The 15,311-nt window shown below is 40.0% G+C and carries 15 protein-coding genes and 1 pseudogene; 1 reads left to right on the plus strand and 15 read right to left on the minus strand.

Features of this window, described 5'->3' with window-relative positions; all coding sequences use genetic code 11:
* Positions 1 to 207 precede the first annotated feature (207 nt).
* Complete coding sequence (locus AC6IB1_RS13160; protein ID WP_497567030.1) at positions 208 to 1,212, minus strand: hypothetical protein; 1,005 nt, start codon at positions 1,210 to 1,212, stop codon at positions 208 to 210.
* Positions 1,213 to 1,399: 187 nt separating this feature from the next.
* On the opposite strand from AC6IB1_RS13160, the pseudogene AC6IB1_RS13165 reads away from it, so the two are divergent.
* Positions 1,400 to 2,538: pseudogene (locus AC6IB1_RS13165) on the plus strand (IS5 family transposase).
* A 240-nt stretch (positions 2,539 to 2,778) separates the two neighbouring features.
* Here the strand turns inward: AC6IB1_RS13165 and AC6IB1_RS13170 are convergent.
* From AC6IB1_RS13170 to gpt, 14 genes are all read right to left on the minus strand, one after another.
* On the minus strand, positions 2,779 to 3,204 hold the full coding sequence (locus tag AC6IB1_RS13170) for a hypothetical protein (RefSeq protein ID WP_497567031.1): 426 nt from the start codon (positions 3,202 to 3,204) through the stop codon (positions 2,779 to 2,781).
* The gene (locus AC6IB1_RS13175) at positions 3,170 to 3,847 is read right to left on the minus strand and encodes a winged helix-turn-helix domain-containing protein (protein WP_497567032.1); all 678 of its coding nucleotides are present in this window, start codon (positions 3,845 to 3,847) and stop codon (positions 3,170 to 3,172) included. The genes AC6IB1_RS13170 and AC6IB1_RS13175 overlap by 35 nt, the downstream gene beginning before the upstream one ends.
* Before the next feature lie 26 nt (positions 3,848 to 3,873).
* Positions 3,874 to 4,362, minus strand: a complete 489-nt coding sequence (locus tag AC6IB1_RS13180) for a transposase (RefSeq protein WP_497567033.1) — start codon at positions 4,360 to 4,362, stop codon at positions 3,874 to 3,876.
* A 116-nt stretch (positions 4,363 to 4,478) separates the two neighbouring features.
* Positions 4,479 to 5,243 carry a prepilin peptidase gene (locus AC6IB1_RS13185; protein WP_497567034.1) on the minus strand — a complete coding sequence of 255 codons (765 nt, stop codon included), beginning with the start codon at positions 5,241 to 5,243 and terminating at the stop codon, positions 4,479 to 4,481.
* A complete protein-coding gene (locus AC6IB1_RS13190; protein ID WP_497567035.1) occupies positions 5,244 to 6,269 on the minus strand; it encodes a type II secretion system F family protein in 1,026 nt (341 codons plus the stop codon).
* Positions 6,256 to 7,788: an ATPase, T2SS/T4P/T4SS family gene (locus tag AC6IB1_RS13195; RefSeq protein WP_497567036.1), complete on the minus strand. Its 1,533-nt coding sequence runs from the start codon at positions 7,786 to 7,788 to the stop codon at positions 6,256 to 6,258. Before AC6IB1_RS13195 ends, AC6IB1_RS13190 begins: the two co-directional genes overlap by 14 nt.
* A 1-nt stretch (position 7,789) precedes the next feature.
* A complete protein-coding gene (locus tag AC6IB1_RS13200; RefSeq protein ID WP_497567037.1) occupies positions 7,790 to 8,323 on the minus strand; it encodes a hypothetical protein in 534 nt (177 codons plus the stop codon).
* Positions 8,311 to 9,144: a pilus assembly protein gene (locus AC6IB1_RS13205; RefSeq protein WP_497567038.1), complete on the minus strand. Its 834-nt coding sequence runs from the start codon at positions 9,142 to 9,144 to the stop codon at positions 8,311 to 8,313. The genes AC6IB1_RS13200 and AC6IB1_RS13205 overlap by 13 nt, the downstream gene beginning before the upstream one ends.
* Positions 9,141 to 9,680 (minus strand): hypothetical protein, encoded by a 540-nt coding sequence (locus AC6IB1_RS13210; RefSeq protein WP_497567039.1) that lies wholly within the window; start codon positions 9,678 to 9,680, stop codon positions 9,141 to 9,143. The genes AC6IB1_RS13205 and AC6IB1_RS13210 overlap by 4 nt, the downstream gene beginning before the upstream one ends.
* A gap of 1 nt (position 9,681) precedes the next feature.
* Positions 9,682 to 11,142: a type II and III secretion system protein gene (locus AC6IB1_RS13215; protein ID WP_497567040.1), complete on the minus strand. Its 1,461-nt coding sequence runs from the start codon at positions 11,140 to 11,142 to the stop codon at positions 9,682 to 9,684.
* Between the two features lie 6 nt (positions 11,143 to 11,148).
* Positions 11,149 to 11,520 (minus strand): TcpQ domain-containing protein, encoded by a 372-nt coding sequence (locus tag AC6IB1_RS13220; protein WP_497567041.1) that lies wholly within the window; start codon positions 11,518 to 11,520, stop codon positions 11,149 to 11,151.
* A 15-nt stretch (positions 11,521 to 11,535) separates the two neighbouring features.
* A complete protein-coding gene (locus tag AC6IB1_RS13225; RefSeq protein WP_497567042.1) occupies positions 11,536 to 13,086 on the minus strand; it encodes a type II secretion system protein in 1,551 nt (516 codons plus the stop codon).
* Positions 13,087 to 13,137: 51 nt separating this feature from the next.
* Positions 13,138 to 13,863 (minus strand): type IV pilus major pilin, encoded by a 726-nt coding sequence (locus AC6IB1_RS13230; RefSeq protein ID WP_497567043.1) that lies wholly within the window; start codon positions 13,861 to 13,863, stop codon positions 13,138 to 13,140.
* Positions 13,864 to 14,815: 952 nt separating this feature from the next.
* Positions 14,816 to 15,274, minus strand: a complete 459-nt coding sequence (gene gpt, locus AC6IB1_RS13235) for a xanthine phosphoribosyltransferase (protein WP_497567044.1) — start codon at positions 15,272 to 15,274, stop codon at positions 14,816 to 14,818.
* Between the last annotated feature and the right edge of the window lie 37 nt (positions 15,275 to 15,311).

The following is a 15,311-nucleotide window of genomic DNA, read 5'->3' on the forward strand; positions in this document are numbered from 1 at the left end:
TGATGTATGAGGTAGCGAATAATTCTTTTAGGAAACAACGCCGGTCAGAGTCACTTTCATGGGGCGTAGCATGATCCTCATACCGATGAAAATCAAGCATCTTCAATGATCACGGGTATATCCCTTATTAGATCAAAGCCCCAGCCAAATAGCCAGGGCTTTGTCAGCACTCTGAGTGGCGTTGCCACTTCTTTTTTACTTAAACTTTTATTGATAAAAGCAATTATTTTCTGTATAAACTCGGTTTTCAGCAGCAGCTAATGCATCGGATACTGATGGATCAAAAGTCCGTCCAGTTTCTGTAAAGTTCCATGCTCGTTGACCATATTCATTAATAATTGTATCCACCTTTGTCCCGCCTCCTGCCAACGATGTCATCTCGTTCACCCTAAATTGAATGCTTCTTACCTTTCTTATATCAAAAGATCCACTACCACTCATATTATTTCCATAAATAGGCCCAAATGTTACACCTGCCGGATTATCTATTGAGTAATTCCACGTAAAACTATCTCCTTTATTTCGGTAAAAAGTGATACGTGCTTCAATATATGGATGTCTTGAACTTTGCAATACATCTGTAATTTTTTGAATACTAGGTTTTGTATGTATATTCCAAGCTTGGTTGAATATCAAAACCTCAAATATATCAATATCTCGAGTAGGTAGCAGTATATTTTTATCAAACTTTGCAGCTTTCAACTCATATGTAGGCGTTACATAAACAGGAAGAATGTTATTATGTTCGCCAATATGGAGACGCCGCCAATACATCGACTCACCATACTCTATAGTAGATGCATACCCCCCTCCAACTAAATATGGCTTAAACTCTTCTGTTTGTGACATGTAGTTAAACTTAGGATCGAAAAGTCGAGCATTTTTATGCGCATACTCACGATATGACTTTGATGTGTCTTGAACCACTTTTCCGTAAGGAAGTGGATCATTAATTGTATCACCAAATCTTCCTACTAATAAATTCATTCGTACATATGATCCAGTATTTCCAGTCATAATACGGATCGGTAAAGGATTGTAAATTGTCGGACATGTATCAAACCTTTTCCTTAACTCTTCAGGGACATTATTGGTTGTTGGTGCTGGTGGTGTATACGTATTATTCTTTGTTCCAAATGTTGTAATGTTAGCAGAAGCAGAAGCAGAAGCAGAGGCTAACATTAAAGCAAGGGCAATGGCAGATAACTTCATGCAGACTTCCTCTTTAATGGTTAAGCCTTTATTCTATATAAACAACATCAAATAATGGACAAATATAACAAAACATATAGTTATATATACATGAAGTCATTGACGTTGCTGATTTTTAGGGAAGATGCGAACAAGTCCCTGATATGAGATCATAGCGGCACGGCAAATCACAGAGCACCGACGACCCATGAGCCAACAATTAACCTTTGCCGATAGTGAGTTTTCCAGCAAACGCCGCCAAACTCGCAAAGAGATTTTTTATCCCGGATGGACAACCTGTTGCCGTGGTCTCAACTGCTCGAAGTGATTGAACCCTTTTACCCCAAAGCCAGCAACGGCCGCAGCCCGTATCTACTTGAGACAATGTTCCACATTCATTGTATGCAGCAATGGTACAGTCTTGGTGGGCGTTGTTTCCTAAAAGAATTATTCGCTACCTCATACATCAGAGATGTCTTGATTATCGCGTAACATATTGATTCTTATTTGATGAAAAATATAACATGCACATAAAATATCGTTAAGTTACTGTAAAATGCGCTGTTATGCTTTTGTTCAACAACGCCGTCTTGGTGACGAAGTGACCGAAGATGCGTTATACGAAATTGCTTCAATGCGTCAGGTTGCACAATTATCACTGGATAAAGCGATCCCAGACCGCACCACCATCATGAACTTTAGGCTCTCGCTGGAAAAGCACAAACTCACGCATAAATTATTCAATAACCGTTAACCAATGGCTGTCGGACTGCGGCGTGATGATGACGCTGGGAACCTTGGTTGATGCCACCACAATCGAAGCACCGAGCTCCACTAAGAATAAAAACAATGAGCGTGACCCAGATATGCATCAGACCAGGAAAGGCAACGAATGGTACTTCGGCATGAAAGCCCATATTGGCGTGGATGCCAACAGCGGTCTCACCCATACGCTAGTCACCACTGCCGCCAACGAACATGACCTGAACCCATTGAATAAGTTGCTGCACGGTGAAGAGGAATTCGTTTCCGGCGATGCCGGTTATCAGGGGGCAGAGAAACGGGAAGAGCTAGAAGACGCTGATGTGGAATGGTTAATCGCCGAGCGCCCCAGCAAAGTTCGCGCATTGAAAAAGCATCCCCGTAAGAACAAAACTGCCATCAAGATTGAATACCTGAAAGCCAGTATCCGTGCAAAAGTGGAACACCCATTCGCATCATCAAGTGCCAATTAGGGTTCATCAAAACGCGTTATGTTATAAGGGATTGATGAAAAATGACTCACAGTTAGCTATGTTATTCACGTTGGCAAACCTGTTTAAAGTAGACCAGATGTTGCGACGATAGCCAAGATCTGTCTGAAATCCGGGAATAGCCCGGAATAGGGCTAAAATCCGGCCTAAAACACCCATTAATTGGCTTAAATTCGAAATTTAGCGTTTAAAATTTAGGCTGGTAAAGAGAAAGGTTTGATCAAGACCTAAATTGCAGGACTTATTCGCACCTTCCCTAGGATGGTTCAATCTGACTTAGGCAACAACGCCATCTCGTATTAATGATAACTTTCAAGTGCTCAATCCTGCATCTTCAAGTTGAATGGGTATAGTTATTACAGAGAAATGCGGTTGTATTTAAATCTACTTCCGTCCCCGCTCTTTTTAATAAATAACATTGTTCATTAATCCTCTGAATACTATAGAAAAAAACCGCACCCTTTTTGTCTATCAACTTTAGTGTATCACCTGAAATTAAATCATACTCAAATACACCAAACTCTGTCGGTTTAAGAGAGAATGATTGGCCACCTACCAACGTCAACGCAATTTTTTTTGAAAACTGAACTGCTACAACTTGATCACTTTGTCCATTAGGTAAAATTCTAATTGAAGAATATTCATTCTTATTTAAACATTGGAATGCCAATAGCAATAGTAAGTTCATAAACACGCTTGTTAGTAAAAGAAATTTAAAATAGCTACTATCGACAGACAAATAGGTTAGTACCTTTTTCATTGTAGCACTCCGTGTCGCCTAATTTTACGACTGTTTTATCTTCATCAACCGTTACAAACTTTGTTTCTATAGATAAATTTCTTATATTTTTATCGAAAGCCCATGACAAATAATTATTATAACACACATTAAACAACTGAAATGCCATCATAAAAAATGATAGTCCCAGCACACTGAGCTTTAAAAGTCTTTTATTATTTTCATACAAGTAGTATAGAACTTCTGAAATATTACCATTTAGAGGATTTGAGCTCTTTAATGTGTCATCAACTACTGAGTTAACAGGCTCATCTAATATGTAACTATCTACTTCCTGCAAGCTTTCAACCTTTACTACATTTGAAAACTTATATCCTAATCCATGGTTGTTAATTAAAATCTTCTTATCTTTATCAGAAAGTAGATTACGAGTTCTATTGACTAACTGAGTGATACTCTCAACAGATATATTTCCACCTCGCCATAAAGATTCCTGAATCTCATAGCGTGAAGTATACTGGGGAAAACGCTCAATCAATAAGGAAATCAACTCGATCTGTTTAGGAGTGGCCTTTTGTTTCACCTCAATGATCTCTTGGCTATTTCTGCCTATATTTCCCGTATCCAGATCTATAAACAGGTTTTCAATTAAGAATAGATTCATACTCCCCTCTATTGTTATATACCCATTCAACGTGAAGATTCAGGATTAAGCACTTGAAAGTTATCATTTATACGAGACGCTAAAGAGCCTGTGATGTTTGGAAGGATCACAGTGAAAAATCGGCCAATAGCCGCTTCAAAATCCCGTTTACTTTTGAAGTAGACATTGTTCCTTACCTGCTCGTTCATCACATTCCAAAGCCGTTCTATCGGATTAAGATTGGGACTGTAGGGCGGTAAATAGTGGAGCTCAATAAGCACCATCGTCTGTGAAGCCGATAAGCGACTGCTGGACCCGCCATTTTCAGGTTTGAGTTTATCGGACTGCGCGTAATCGTGAAGGTGACGGAGAACGGTGGTTTCGTGAATACGCAAGGCTTGGGAAATCATGGCAGTACTCCAACCTTCAGAATCAAGCAGTACCGCTTTAATGCGGTCACGCACTCGACCATCACACGTTTTATCGTGCCGGTTTTCGAGTTTATGTTTTTGCTTGTCGGTCAAAGTTACTTTCATGGGACGTAGCATGATCCTCATACTGCTAAAAATCCAGCATCTTCAATGAGTACGGGTAAAGTAGGGGAGATTTTAAAAGAAAAAAACTGATGAGCACAATATCAATATCAGCTTTTTTAAACAAAAAACAAAAACAAAAAGCTTAAACAGATACCAGGCCCGAAAGGAATAACCAACATCCCAGAAGAATTAACTCTTTTCTCAACATAATAAGCTAAAATTGAAATAAAAACAGACAATGGAATGAGCAACAAAAACTCATTAAACCTCAGAAAAAAACTTAATGTTAAAAATAATTTCACATCCCCAAATCCCAAAACCATAGGAATCTCTAAACATTTCCAAAACACATAGGTCAAACCTATAACAATGAGTGTAAAAGATAGTGACTTTACTACTTCATACCATGCTATGTCACTAACAAAAAAATGATAGCCACACCCAGTGATAAATAAAGAGATTAGCAGTGCATCTGGAATAATCTTATATTTATAGTCAATAATTGCTATACAATAAATATGCACTATCAATGAAAGAAGGATAAATAACTCTATACTCCAACGATAATCACAAAGAACAAAGATCCCTGTAAAAGCTATTCCTATAAAAAACTCAGATAATGGATAGCGTATCGGTATAACATTCTGACAATGGCGACATCGTCCTTTTAACCACATCCAAGAAAAAATCGGTATATTGTCTCTTTTCAATATGGTTTTTCTACAACTTGGACAAAAAGAGTGGGGCCACCAAAGGTTTATCCCACTTTCTGGATTAAGGATCATGACTGGCAGCCGATAAATCACAACATTCAAGAAGCTGCCAATACATAACCCCAATACCATGACATAAAACATAAATAAAGGAGTCAAGTCCATCATTTAACCTGTCATCTTTGAGAGTTGATCAGAAAGAGAGAACAGGGCAATAAATACCCAAACAACACAGCCACCTAGTGTTAAGGTTGCCATTGATTTAAGCATACCTGCTAGTTTAGTAATACTTTCTTCAATATCTTCCTTAGTTTTAGTTGCTACTGAATCCAAAACATCGTTGAAAGAACCAAGACCAGAGTATAAAGCAATGTTGAGTAGTTCTGTCCCTCCTAGCAGTCCCGTGTTAAGGGATTCACTGTAGTCAAGTCCATGTGCCATTCGCTCAAGCATTTTTTTGAGATGTGATTTGAACCAACGATTACCATTCTGTTCAATAATCACAATACTTTCTTGTAGCGGGATATGGTTCTTAAGCATCATCGCTAACGTATTTAAAAAGATAGATGAAACCAACTTCTTATAGATATTGAACGGAATGATACGGTCAAGATAACGGTTTCTTATATCACCTGAAACGTTGAACATGACGGTACGAATACCAAAAACCAATGCTGCTATACCAATAAGGATATTGATCCATAGACCGTGATAAAGTGCTGTACCGAACTGGTACAGCAGTGCTGTTACTCCCGGCCACTGGCTCACATCTAATACTGTTTCAAAGGCAGGAAAAACCTTTACAGCATAACCTGCAATAACAACAAGTGATAACGCAAACATGATCGATGGAAAGCTCACCGCTGAAATGAGCTTTTTACTCAACTTATCGTTGTAATTAATCACATCAACAAGGCCAGAGAAACCGTTTGCTAACGCACCACTCTTTTCAGCAGCATGGATCGAACTCAATTCCTCTTGGGGGATCAATCCTTCAAATGCGGAAGTAATTGAGTTAGAGCTAGTCATCTTTGTGGTTAATACTTCTAGCTTTTTGACAAAGGAGCGGCCAAGGATGGCCCCTCCACTGTCCCGTAGTTTTACAATTGAGTCATACACAGGTAGCTGTGCATTAATCATATCTGCACAGAATTTGTATAGATAAAGCCGCTGTTGTTTATTAAATTTTTTCAAGGATATACTCCACGTCTTCTTCAGGTAAGGCACCGAACTCTAGGTGGAACCAGTCATAACAAACTCGCCCTTGCAACGAATAAGCGAAGGCTTTTTCTCGTATAGAGAACCCTTCACGCATCGTTGTAGTGGCTCGGCGTTTATTACGCCAGAGCTGGTATACCTTTAAAAATGCATGGTTGGCCAATGCCTCTAATTCATCTTGTGTCGGGAGAATGTATTCAACAGTTAGCTGGCGACCAGCAACACCACGGAAATTACACTTCATACAACCTTCCGAAGAAGAGGTATAAACCGTCATTTCACGGCCACATACTGTGACTTGCTTTGGCTCTTTACAGTGTTCACAAAGTACAGGCACTAGCTTCTGGCACTGTAATCCCGCAATAAAGCCTGGTGTTGAAAGCTTATCGGCTGGAATACCTAATGCCGTCAAACGTTGTAGTAGGGTTACAATGTTTCCTGCATGAACGGTAGTAAAACAATAGTGACCACTCTCTACAGCACCAGCAAGTGCATTTGAAGAAACAGGATCACGAATCTCTCCCACCATGAGCACATCAGGATCTCGTCGCAATGCCGACTTGATCGCAGAATGGAAACCACCACCATCGACATCCAACACACTACTCTGCTTGGCACCATAAATTTGGTATTCAACAGGATCCTCAACCGTTAGGAAGCACCCTTTATCGTCGTAACGGTTAACTTGCATCCACTCCATCAAATTCTTCAGAGTGGTTGATTTACCTGAGCCAGTCGTACCCGCAATGATATACGCACCATATGGGTTACTTAGGATCCGCTTTACATCCTCAATTTCGCCTTCAGAGAGGCCAATGCGGTTTAAATCCGGCACGATAGTAGTACTTAAACCTGAAGGGATAATCCGCAGTACGCAGTGATAACAACCATCCGTTTCACCAAACACAGGGTAATGAGCATAACGGAAGCGATAACTTCTGCCGCCCAATGTATAAAGAATGTTCGCATTTTGAGCGATACTTCGGTTCCAAGTAGTTTCCTTAGTCGTTGCTTGTACGTTGTACAACACAAACACCAACTCATCACACTTCTTCGCTGTCATATAGGAGTCAACAAACAGAACCCCATTTATACGTAGCTCAACTTTGGCAACCGTATCACCTCGTGTAATATGCAGGTCACTCGCTCCCTGATCGACAGCATGCAACAGTAGCTTTTCTAATTGAACTTGAATATCACTAGTCGTATCAGCATCTTGTTCATCTTCTGCATCACGAGCATTCTGAACATAATTGAAGTACTCGTCGTTGCTAAGCGCAATAACGGAATCGATATCCATTTTATATTGATACTTAGCCTTCAGGGTCTGAACCTGAATATAGACCAGATCCAGATCCTGTTCTGTGGTTAAGCCAAGTACAAGTGCGTTATGAACATCGTTCGATGCAACGATAAATTCTTCTTCTAGCTTTACTGAGTGCCAGTGGCTACGTTGCAGATCTTTAAAACCGACATCGAGCAACTTTAGCGTCATATTACAGCCTATTGATTACGACTTTACCTTCACCACTTTTAGCGATGATATACATCACGCCACCTGAGCGGAATTTTTCTCCAAGGTTGAAAAACTCCAAACGACTACCTACCTTTACCCCAGCTTTAGTAATACCGCCAAGATCTGTCGTTAGAACTAACTGAGGTTTAGGCGCAACATAAGGGCGCGGCTTAGCGGTAGGTGTAGTCGGCACCTGTACTGTTGGTTGTGGAGGGGGCGTATATAATTGACCGCGAAGTTCTTGTTTACGTTGTTGAACATCTAAAATTTTTAGCTGTAGCTCTTCTAGCTGCAGCTCTTGCTCAAGTTTGAGCTTGGCCTGGTTGAACTGTAAGCTATCATTTAACAAATCACGCATATAAGCCTGGCTTGGGCTTTCTTGAACTTTTTCGACAGTTTCATTTCCTGCAACAGTTGCTTCGTCAGAATGACTTGCACCCTCCGAAGCTAAGGCTGATGTGCTTAGCAAAGCTAAGGCAAGAAAAGACAGCTTATTCAGTTTTACTTTTTGCATACTAATTTACCTTTAACAGTAATATTGTCAGGTGCCCATTCCATGTTTGAAATTAAAAGGTTCTCACCATATGGCCATGATGCAGTAAAAGACAACAGTTCAGATGAACCAGGAACACTTAATTGCCAATCCCCTACTAGCAATCCATAAGGTTTTAATTCAGTGTATTTAATTTCTTCATCAATAACTGAGGATGAAGGCAGCGCTGTCATTTCCAACTTATAAGAATTTATCGAGTTATAACTGTAAACATAGTTAATGACATCATTACAAGATGGAGCTGCTATCTCTTTATTATCTTGATATTTCTCCAAATAAGGATGCTGATTTAAATAACTTGGTAGACCAGTATATTCAATCCCTTCCTCACTAAATGAACCAAGAAAATCTTGCTTATCTTGTGTTATCACAGGAACATTAAAAATACTACCAGGCTCAAAGATAAATTGTAAGTTACATTGTCCACCATCACAATTAGCGGCCGAAGGATTCAGCCCTGTATTACGCAATAACAATTGTTGTTTACGCAATGCATCATGCTGTTTTACCAATGAACCCAGATCTCCCCCATTAAAGGATGAGGAGTAAAATTTACGAATTGAGCTAATTTTCTGCGCTTTTTGTTGAGCTGCTCGTTGTTCAGCAGCCAATCGTTCCTTCTCTTGTTGATCTTGGTAATACCAATAACCACTTACAGCACCTGCAATTAATAAACCACATACAGACAGAGCGATGTAAAATATTTTTCGCTCACTTCCAACAATAGCTTGTTTGATATTTCCTAAATTGTGGACATTTAATTTCAGATTATCGAGCTTCATTTCATTATCAAACCTGCAATAATCAGACCAATCATACCAATAGTAAACGAAGAAAGCAGTACAGAAATAATTAGCCATTTACGCTTACGTCGTAATGAAGCTTGTTTTCTCTCATTCTCAATATTAACCATTTCATCAAAGTCAGAGGTTGTGAGTTTTTTTACTTTGAGATCTGGAAAGCGTTGATGAAATAAAGGCAAAATACTTTCCAACATCTTATGATTAATTAATTTATCCGTACCTGAAACTACACAGCCTTGGTGAATAACTAGAAAATAGACATCTTCACCATTTGGCATTTGACGATAATAAATACCATTGCCAAATTGCTCTTTAAAATGTATAGCAATCAATTCATTGGTTGTTCGATCTACACAGACTCCGAAAAATTTCTGATCTTGTTCATCTTTAAACTCATGAACTCGACCTCTCTTTTTCGCCAAATCAAAAGCATCACGTATACTTTGAAGTTTCAAATCATCACTATGAAACCAACTGACTGTATCAACCGTTTGAAAAAGTTCTAAACGTTCCATACTACAGTCTCAACGGAACACGGTAATAATCGATACCCACAACCATCACAACCGTATTGTTGTTAGCGTTATCATCATGAGTTGCACCCAATACTTCATAGCCATTACGTTCACTTTCTTCCGCACTGTCGTAACGTGCCACCATCAATAAACTGCCCGGTGTCACGGTTGATGTATTAAACATCTCTGTTGTTGTAACATTTGGCAGTTGAACGCTTTCGAATAGATCGATCGAATTTAAAGTTTTCTTAGTAAAACCACTAAGCACTTCGATCTTGCCATCTGAAAGCACGCGCGGCGTCAAAATAAAACTGGTACCCGTTACTATCTGCGAAGTTTCTACAGACGAGTCCGTCACTGTATTGTTATCATTTTTGGTTTGCGTACGACCAGAAACGAAATACTTCGAATTCGTTAAGTTCAGCGGAATCGGGCTGTTATTACGGGTGATGAAACTACCACTTTGTAATAGTTTGCTACCCGTCAATTTAAACAGTGCCTCAAGCTGCCCTGTCATATTGAGCTTTGCACCATCACCGTAGAATTGGCGATCGAAATTAATACCGTTACCTAGGCTAGAAAGCATGCCAGTGGTAATGCCTACTGTCGTGCCTGGAACTTGATGGCTCAAGTTTACTCCACCACCTAAACTCTGCTCTTTGCTCTTATCAAGAGTAAAAATTTTGTACGTCACCACAAACTGGCGTTGGTTATCCTCTTTGAACTTTTTCAGGATCTTACTCACTTCCGCAAACTCAGATGGACGTGCATTAATCGCAATCAGTGATGAATCCTTGATCAATGAATACTGTCCTGAAGTCAGATAATGCTCAACAATGGTTTCCACATCATCCCAAAAACTGGATTCAAAACTGGTTTCGGATTTACCAGTAATACCTGAGCCAGATGTTGCCTCGTTACCGGAAATATCCATACCCGTTTCAAATTTTTTGTTCTCACCGTAGTAATCGAGTGCGATCGTGTAACGATGATAAACACTGGCAACCAGTACGTTATTCTCATCTAACTCAAAGTGCATATTGTAGAGCGAGGTGAGGTATGGTAGAAAATCATTCAATGTCCCCTCAAAATGGATTTTATGATTACGCTTCCAATCTTTCACCACGCTCGCATCTTCGACAGAAGCCGGAATTGCAGTGTTAATGCGATAAGCTAAGCCCGTTTGCTCCGCAATTACCGCCAATACGGTTTGTACCGATACAGCTTGATGACTGGTAAAGATGATTGGCTTCTCTAGCATTTCACCATTAATTGGGTTATAGCTCAGCTCATCCCCCAAATAAGCACTGTCTAATTTAACAAAAGGCTGATCTTTGACTTCATCACTCTCGATCATTTCAGGGAGTGTATTTACAAAGTTCTCATAATTGTACTTTTCATCAATGGTCGTACAGCCCGATAAGGCTAACCCCATCATCATGGTAAGGATTTTTAGTTTCATTATGAATTACCACTCCTCAATAACCAGTACATGGTTTTTGGCGTACAACTTAATTTGCAAGCCATAATCAGGACTACTTAAAATATTGGCCAATTGGATCAATACATCATCAACAGATTCGCCGGTAAGCTCAACATCACGAAATACACGAAAATCTTTACTGCTCGCCCACTTCACTTTGAAGCCCATATTTTCAGCCCACTGTGTAATGCTTCGGCTTAATAACTGCCGCTCATGCAATTTCATTACAACAGAGACGGGTGCGGTAACCTGTTCAATAGGTTGATCAGTATAAATGTCAATATTATCTTTCTCGTCGGCCATCGCAGGAACAGCCAATAACGATAAGGACAAAAGTCCAAATACCACTTTTTTCATTGCGACGTTTACCTTTTATTTATTACTGCACCAACGTTGAACAATTAATGCAACTGAATCTGGATTTTTTGCATTGTCAGAGTTAATGCCTGTTTGATTACCATCAGTAACCCTATGGGAAACATTATTTGCCTCAATTATCCATTTACCGTTCTGCTCTTTTGCCGAAACAAAGACACCTGCCGTTCTATGAAGAGGTTTAGCATTATTATGAGTAACACCTTTATCCAGGGTAGTGAAATTAATTCCCTTTTCTACATCTGCAGCAAATGAAGCCAGGGATACAGCGATTTTATTTACAAGCTTACTACCATTCTGGAACTCAGGATTAATAGGGCAATCTAATGTGTCTAATGTTAATGAACGCCCCCCATCAAATACCTCATATGTTGTAATGGGAGCAGTTGTGTAAAGCGTACTATTACCCAATTTTTGCTTATTGACTATATTTGCAACAAGTGTACCCGTTGTATCCTGTTGTCCATTAACTCCTTTCTGCTTAAGCTCTAGATATCTTGATGATTCTTGCCCCTCATTTTTCAAACATAATGTAGGTTTATTGGAACCTGCACTCCAACAAAGAGAGGTAGTTCGATCATTACCCTCAGAACGCAGCTCAATGGCTGTAGTATCTGTTGTAGATGCTGTATAGAAGCATGGGCCTTGCTGACCCGTTTGAGCATTCCAGCACAATTTCTCGGTGCGGACAGAACCATCGGCTTTTAAATACTCACCTGACCAAATATCAACAGAAACACGAATGCCGTATTTTCGGGTAGCATTAAAGCTCTGCCCTGCAGACCACAGTAAATGCCCCATAGCATCCGATGAGCCATCATTGATAAATATGGGTTTATTCTGATTATTTCCCACCCCAGTTCCCGTTAAAGCAAAACTCCAATCATTATTCGCTTCTTTTTTAATTAATGCTAGGCGAGGAACAGCAGCCTGTTTCTTAGAAAATGCCTTTTCTATTGAATCTACATAATTGAGCAGTGTTGCATAACGATTCTTGTCGCTAGTCTCTGGAATATATTCCCAATAGTAATCAATACGCTGAATATGATCATGGGTACCGACAACACCAACATAATTTAGCTGAAAAGCATTATCAGCCAATTTAGGCAATATACAGCTTAAAAACTCTTCATTTAGATTTGGTAAGCCCACTGTTGAACTATTAGCCTTACATCTATATTCTGTAAATAAGGTTCTACCATTTGTAGTGTTTTTCCAATCATATAAGTCTGAAACTGTGAATGTACTTTCTATAGCAAAATTAGTTGCCCTTCTCCCTTGTGGATGATTACTATTCTGAGAACCATACATGGGGTTATTAGTTTTATTACCGTTATCTAATTTTAACTCTGTTTTCTGTGCCAATCGTGCAAGATCTAGCATTTCATCCGCCATAGCATCAGCCGTGGCGCGAATAATGGCGGCTTCGGCGTCTCGTTGGTGCTGTCTAACCATCACGACACTGACAGAACCAATAATCGCGAGCACGACCAATATTTCTAATAAGGTAAAACCAGCGCTACCTTTACGGTATTTTTTGATAGTCATAACATGCCTGGAAAAGCGGGGAATATCCCCGCTTATTTTGTTTTTTAAGAATTAACGTGAACCGAGTAGAATCGCGTTAGATGCCCCCGGCTGGCGACATGTTCCAACAATTTTTGTGGGATCGATTACATTGGTGTCAGCTAATGAACGTAAAATATCTGTTGTCGTTTGTGCAGTCATATCAACACCATCATCCGTCAAATTAGCATATGAACCAGCGGCATCATTTACAACCTGAACATAATCCCAATTATTACCGACTTGTCCAAGAATATTCCTACATTGCTCAGTTGTTAAGCCATTTACAGATATGACATAACCTTTATTATTTTGTACACCTGCAGCAGTATGGCCAGATGTAATTGCATAAAAATCACCAGAAATCTTATTTCGCATTTCTTCAATACTGACTTTACCAAGCTGCACTAATGCGGATGTTGCACCAGCATCAGTATTAAGGATATTTGTGTTGTTCAGAGTCAAAACCGCTGCTTGTTGACCTTTAGGATATTTCCCTGTACTTGCATACGCATCTTTAATAGCCACACGAATAGTATTCGTGTTTTGTACCACCTCAGATACAGTTCGGCTATCAAATGCGCGTTGTGCCAGCACCACCACACCCGCTGCAATAGTACCGATAATACCCAGTACGATAATCACCTCGAGCAGGGTCATACCACGCTGTTTTTGAGCTTCTTTATACTGTGCAAACGCTGCTTGCGCACGCTGAGCAAATTGTTGACGTTTCGCGCTGAAAAATTCAAACGCTTTCATTTTTCACCTCTTATCTTTCATTAACTGTCATTTTTAGTAGCTTTTAGTCGCCGTGTTATTTCTCACATTATGTTAATGAATGTTATCCACTCATTAGCATAGTGAAACTCGCTAAGCGGTTATTTTTACCGGTTACCAAATCTCCCACAGCACTACCGCTTTTCGAGGCGCACTATACCCAGCGAAAAAAAAGCCCGTGAGTGAATAACAATTATCGGGTCCGCCAGACAATCAGCAAAAGTCTTTATCTAGATTTTCCATACACAAAAAGACTAAAAAACAATACACACAACAATCCAATCAAGTAAAAAAAATTCAACATAAACAATTGCTTAAATAAAAGCCCTCGTTCAACTCTGACAATGAGGATCATAAAAAAACATCAAACCATCAGAGCTCGCCAAGCTCGTGCTGCTCGCGGATTTCTCGTTTACTGAGTGGTGCAAACTGCGTTGTTTTGTCACATTGTTGAACAGGGTGTTTCTTTGATTCACTTATTCAGATTACGAATCAAATAAATCCAATCTTAGAGAGGCTTTGTTGCGTAATTCGATGGAGCTTGCGCCAGGTACGTCTTTCCTCTGTACCGGTCCTTGAAGATACTCACTGGAACTGAACGATGAGCGGGCAAAAGATTCCCGGCATTTAGTCAACAACGCCCTTCTACATGCTCAAGCAACCGCGTTGTCTGGCGTGAATAGGGGAGAGCCATTGCGGGTAGGTTCAGATGGATTGTGAGGGTCTGATTGTTTTGCTCAGTGTGAATGGCTTTAAAGCCTTCCCACAGCGCAAAAGGAAAAGTAAGCTGCGACATTGATAACGGCTGTGTTGAGTTAGTGTTTTTGTTTGGCGACTAAACAATAACTCTCCAACCGTTTTCATTTCCTGTCCATGCAAATCCGTGATGAACTAAAAAAAGCCCCATCAGGGGCTTTTCTTCGACAATGCCATACTAACGCTTGGCAATAGGGTCAACATAGGTGACAGCCATATCCCAAGGCTGTTCAATCCAGCAGTCCTGAGCGATATCAACAATGTAATCATCAACAAGGTGTTTACCTGCAGGCTTTGCACATACGGTCACAAATTTCGCTTTCGGGTACATTTTGCGAATAGCTTCCGCTGTGCCACCTGTATCCACTAAATCGTCAACAATTAGAAAACCTTCGCCATCACCTTCTGCTTTTTTTAGAACTTGCATATCACGCTGGTGATTATGGTCATAGCTAGAGATACATACAGTGTCAACATACCGAATACCCAGTTCACGCGCCAGAATCGCTGAAGGAACCAGACCACCACGGCTTACCGCGATAATGCCTTTCCACTGCTCTGCCGGAAGCAGTTTTTCAGCCAGTTGACGGGTGTACATTTGCATGTTGTCCCAGGTGATAACAAACTTGTTGCTCATTTTAAAAAACCTCAGGCGATGGACGCCAAATTTAACG

It is taken from the genome of Grimontia sp. THUN1695 (assembly GCF_059704325.2).

Coding starts and splice junctions, on each gene's coding strand:
- AC6IB1_RS13225 (WP_497567042.1), bottom strand. CDS start 13,086: ATGACTATCAAAAAATACCGTAAAGGTAGCGCTGGTTTTACCTTATTA.
- AC6IB1_RS13195 (WP_497567036.1), bottom strand. CDS start 7,788: ATGACGCTAAAGTTGCTCGATGTCGGTTTTAAAGATCTGCAACGTAGC.
- AC6IB1_RS13180 (WP_497567033.1), bottom strand. CDS start 4,362: ATGAAAGTAACTTTGACCGACAAGCAAAAACATAAACTCGAAAACCGG.
- AC6IB1_RS13215 (WP_497567040.1), bottom strand. CDS start 11,142: ATGAAACTAAAAATCCTTACCATGATGATGGGGTTAGCCTTATCGGGC.
- AC6IB1_RS13170 (WP_497567031.1), bottom strand. CDS start 3,204: ATGAAAAAGGTACTAACCTATTTGTCTGTCGATAGTAGCTATTTTAAA.
- AC6IB1_RS13185 (WP_497567034.1), bottom strand. CDS start 5,243: ATGATGGACTTGACTCCTTTATTTATGTTTTATGTCATGGTATTGGGG.
- AC6IB1_RS13200 (WP_497567037.1), bottom strand. CDS start 8,323: ATGCAAAAAGTAAAACTGAATAAGCTGTCTTTTCTTGCCTTAGCTTTG.
- AC6IB1_RS13175 (WP_497567032.1), bottom strand. CDS start 3,847: ATGAATCTATTCTTAATTGAAAACCTGTTTATAGATCTGGATACGGGA.
- AC6IB1_RS13220 (WP_497567041.1), bottom strand. CDS start 11,520: ATGAAAAAAGTGGTATTTGGACTTTTGTCCTTATCGTTATTGGCTGTT.
- AC6IB1_RS13230 (WP_497567043.1), bottom strand. CDS start 13,863: ATGAAAGCGTTTGAATTTTTCAGCGCGAAACGTCAACAATTTGCTCAG.
- AC6IB1_RS13210 (WP_497567039.1), bottom strand. CDS start 9,680: ATGGAACGTTTAGAACTTTTTCAAACGGTTGATACAGTCAGTTGGTTT.
- AC6IB1_RS13160 (WP_497567030.1), bottom strand. CDS start 1,212: ATGAAGTTATCTGCCATTGCCCTTGCTTTAATGTTAGCCTCTGCTTCT.
- AC6IB1_RS13205 (WP_497567038.1), bottom strand. CDS start 9,144: ATGAAGCTCGATAATCTGAAATTAAATGTCCACAATTTAGGAAATATC.
- gpt (WP_497567044.1), bottom strand. CDS start 15,274: ATGAGCAACAAGTTTGTTATCACCTGGGACAACATGCAAATGTACACC.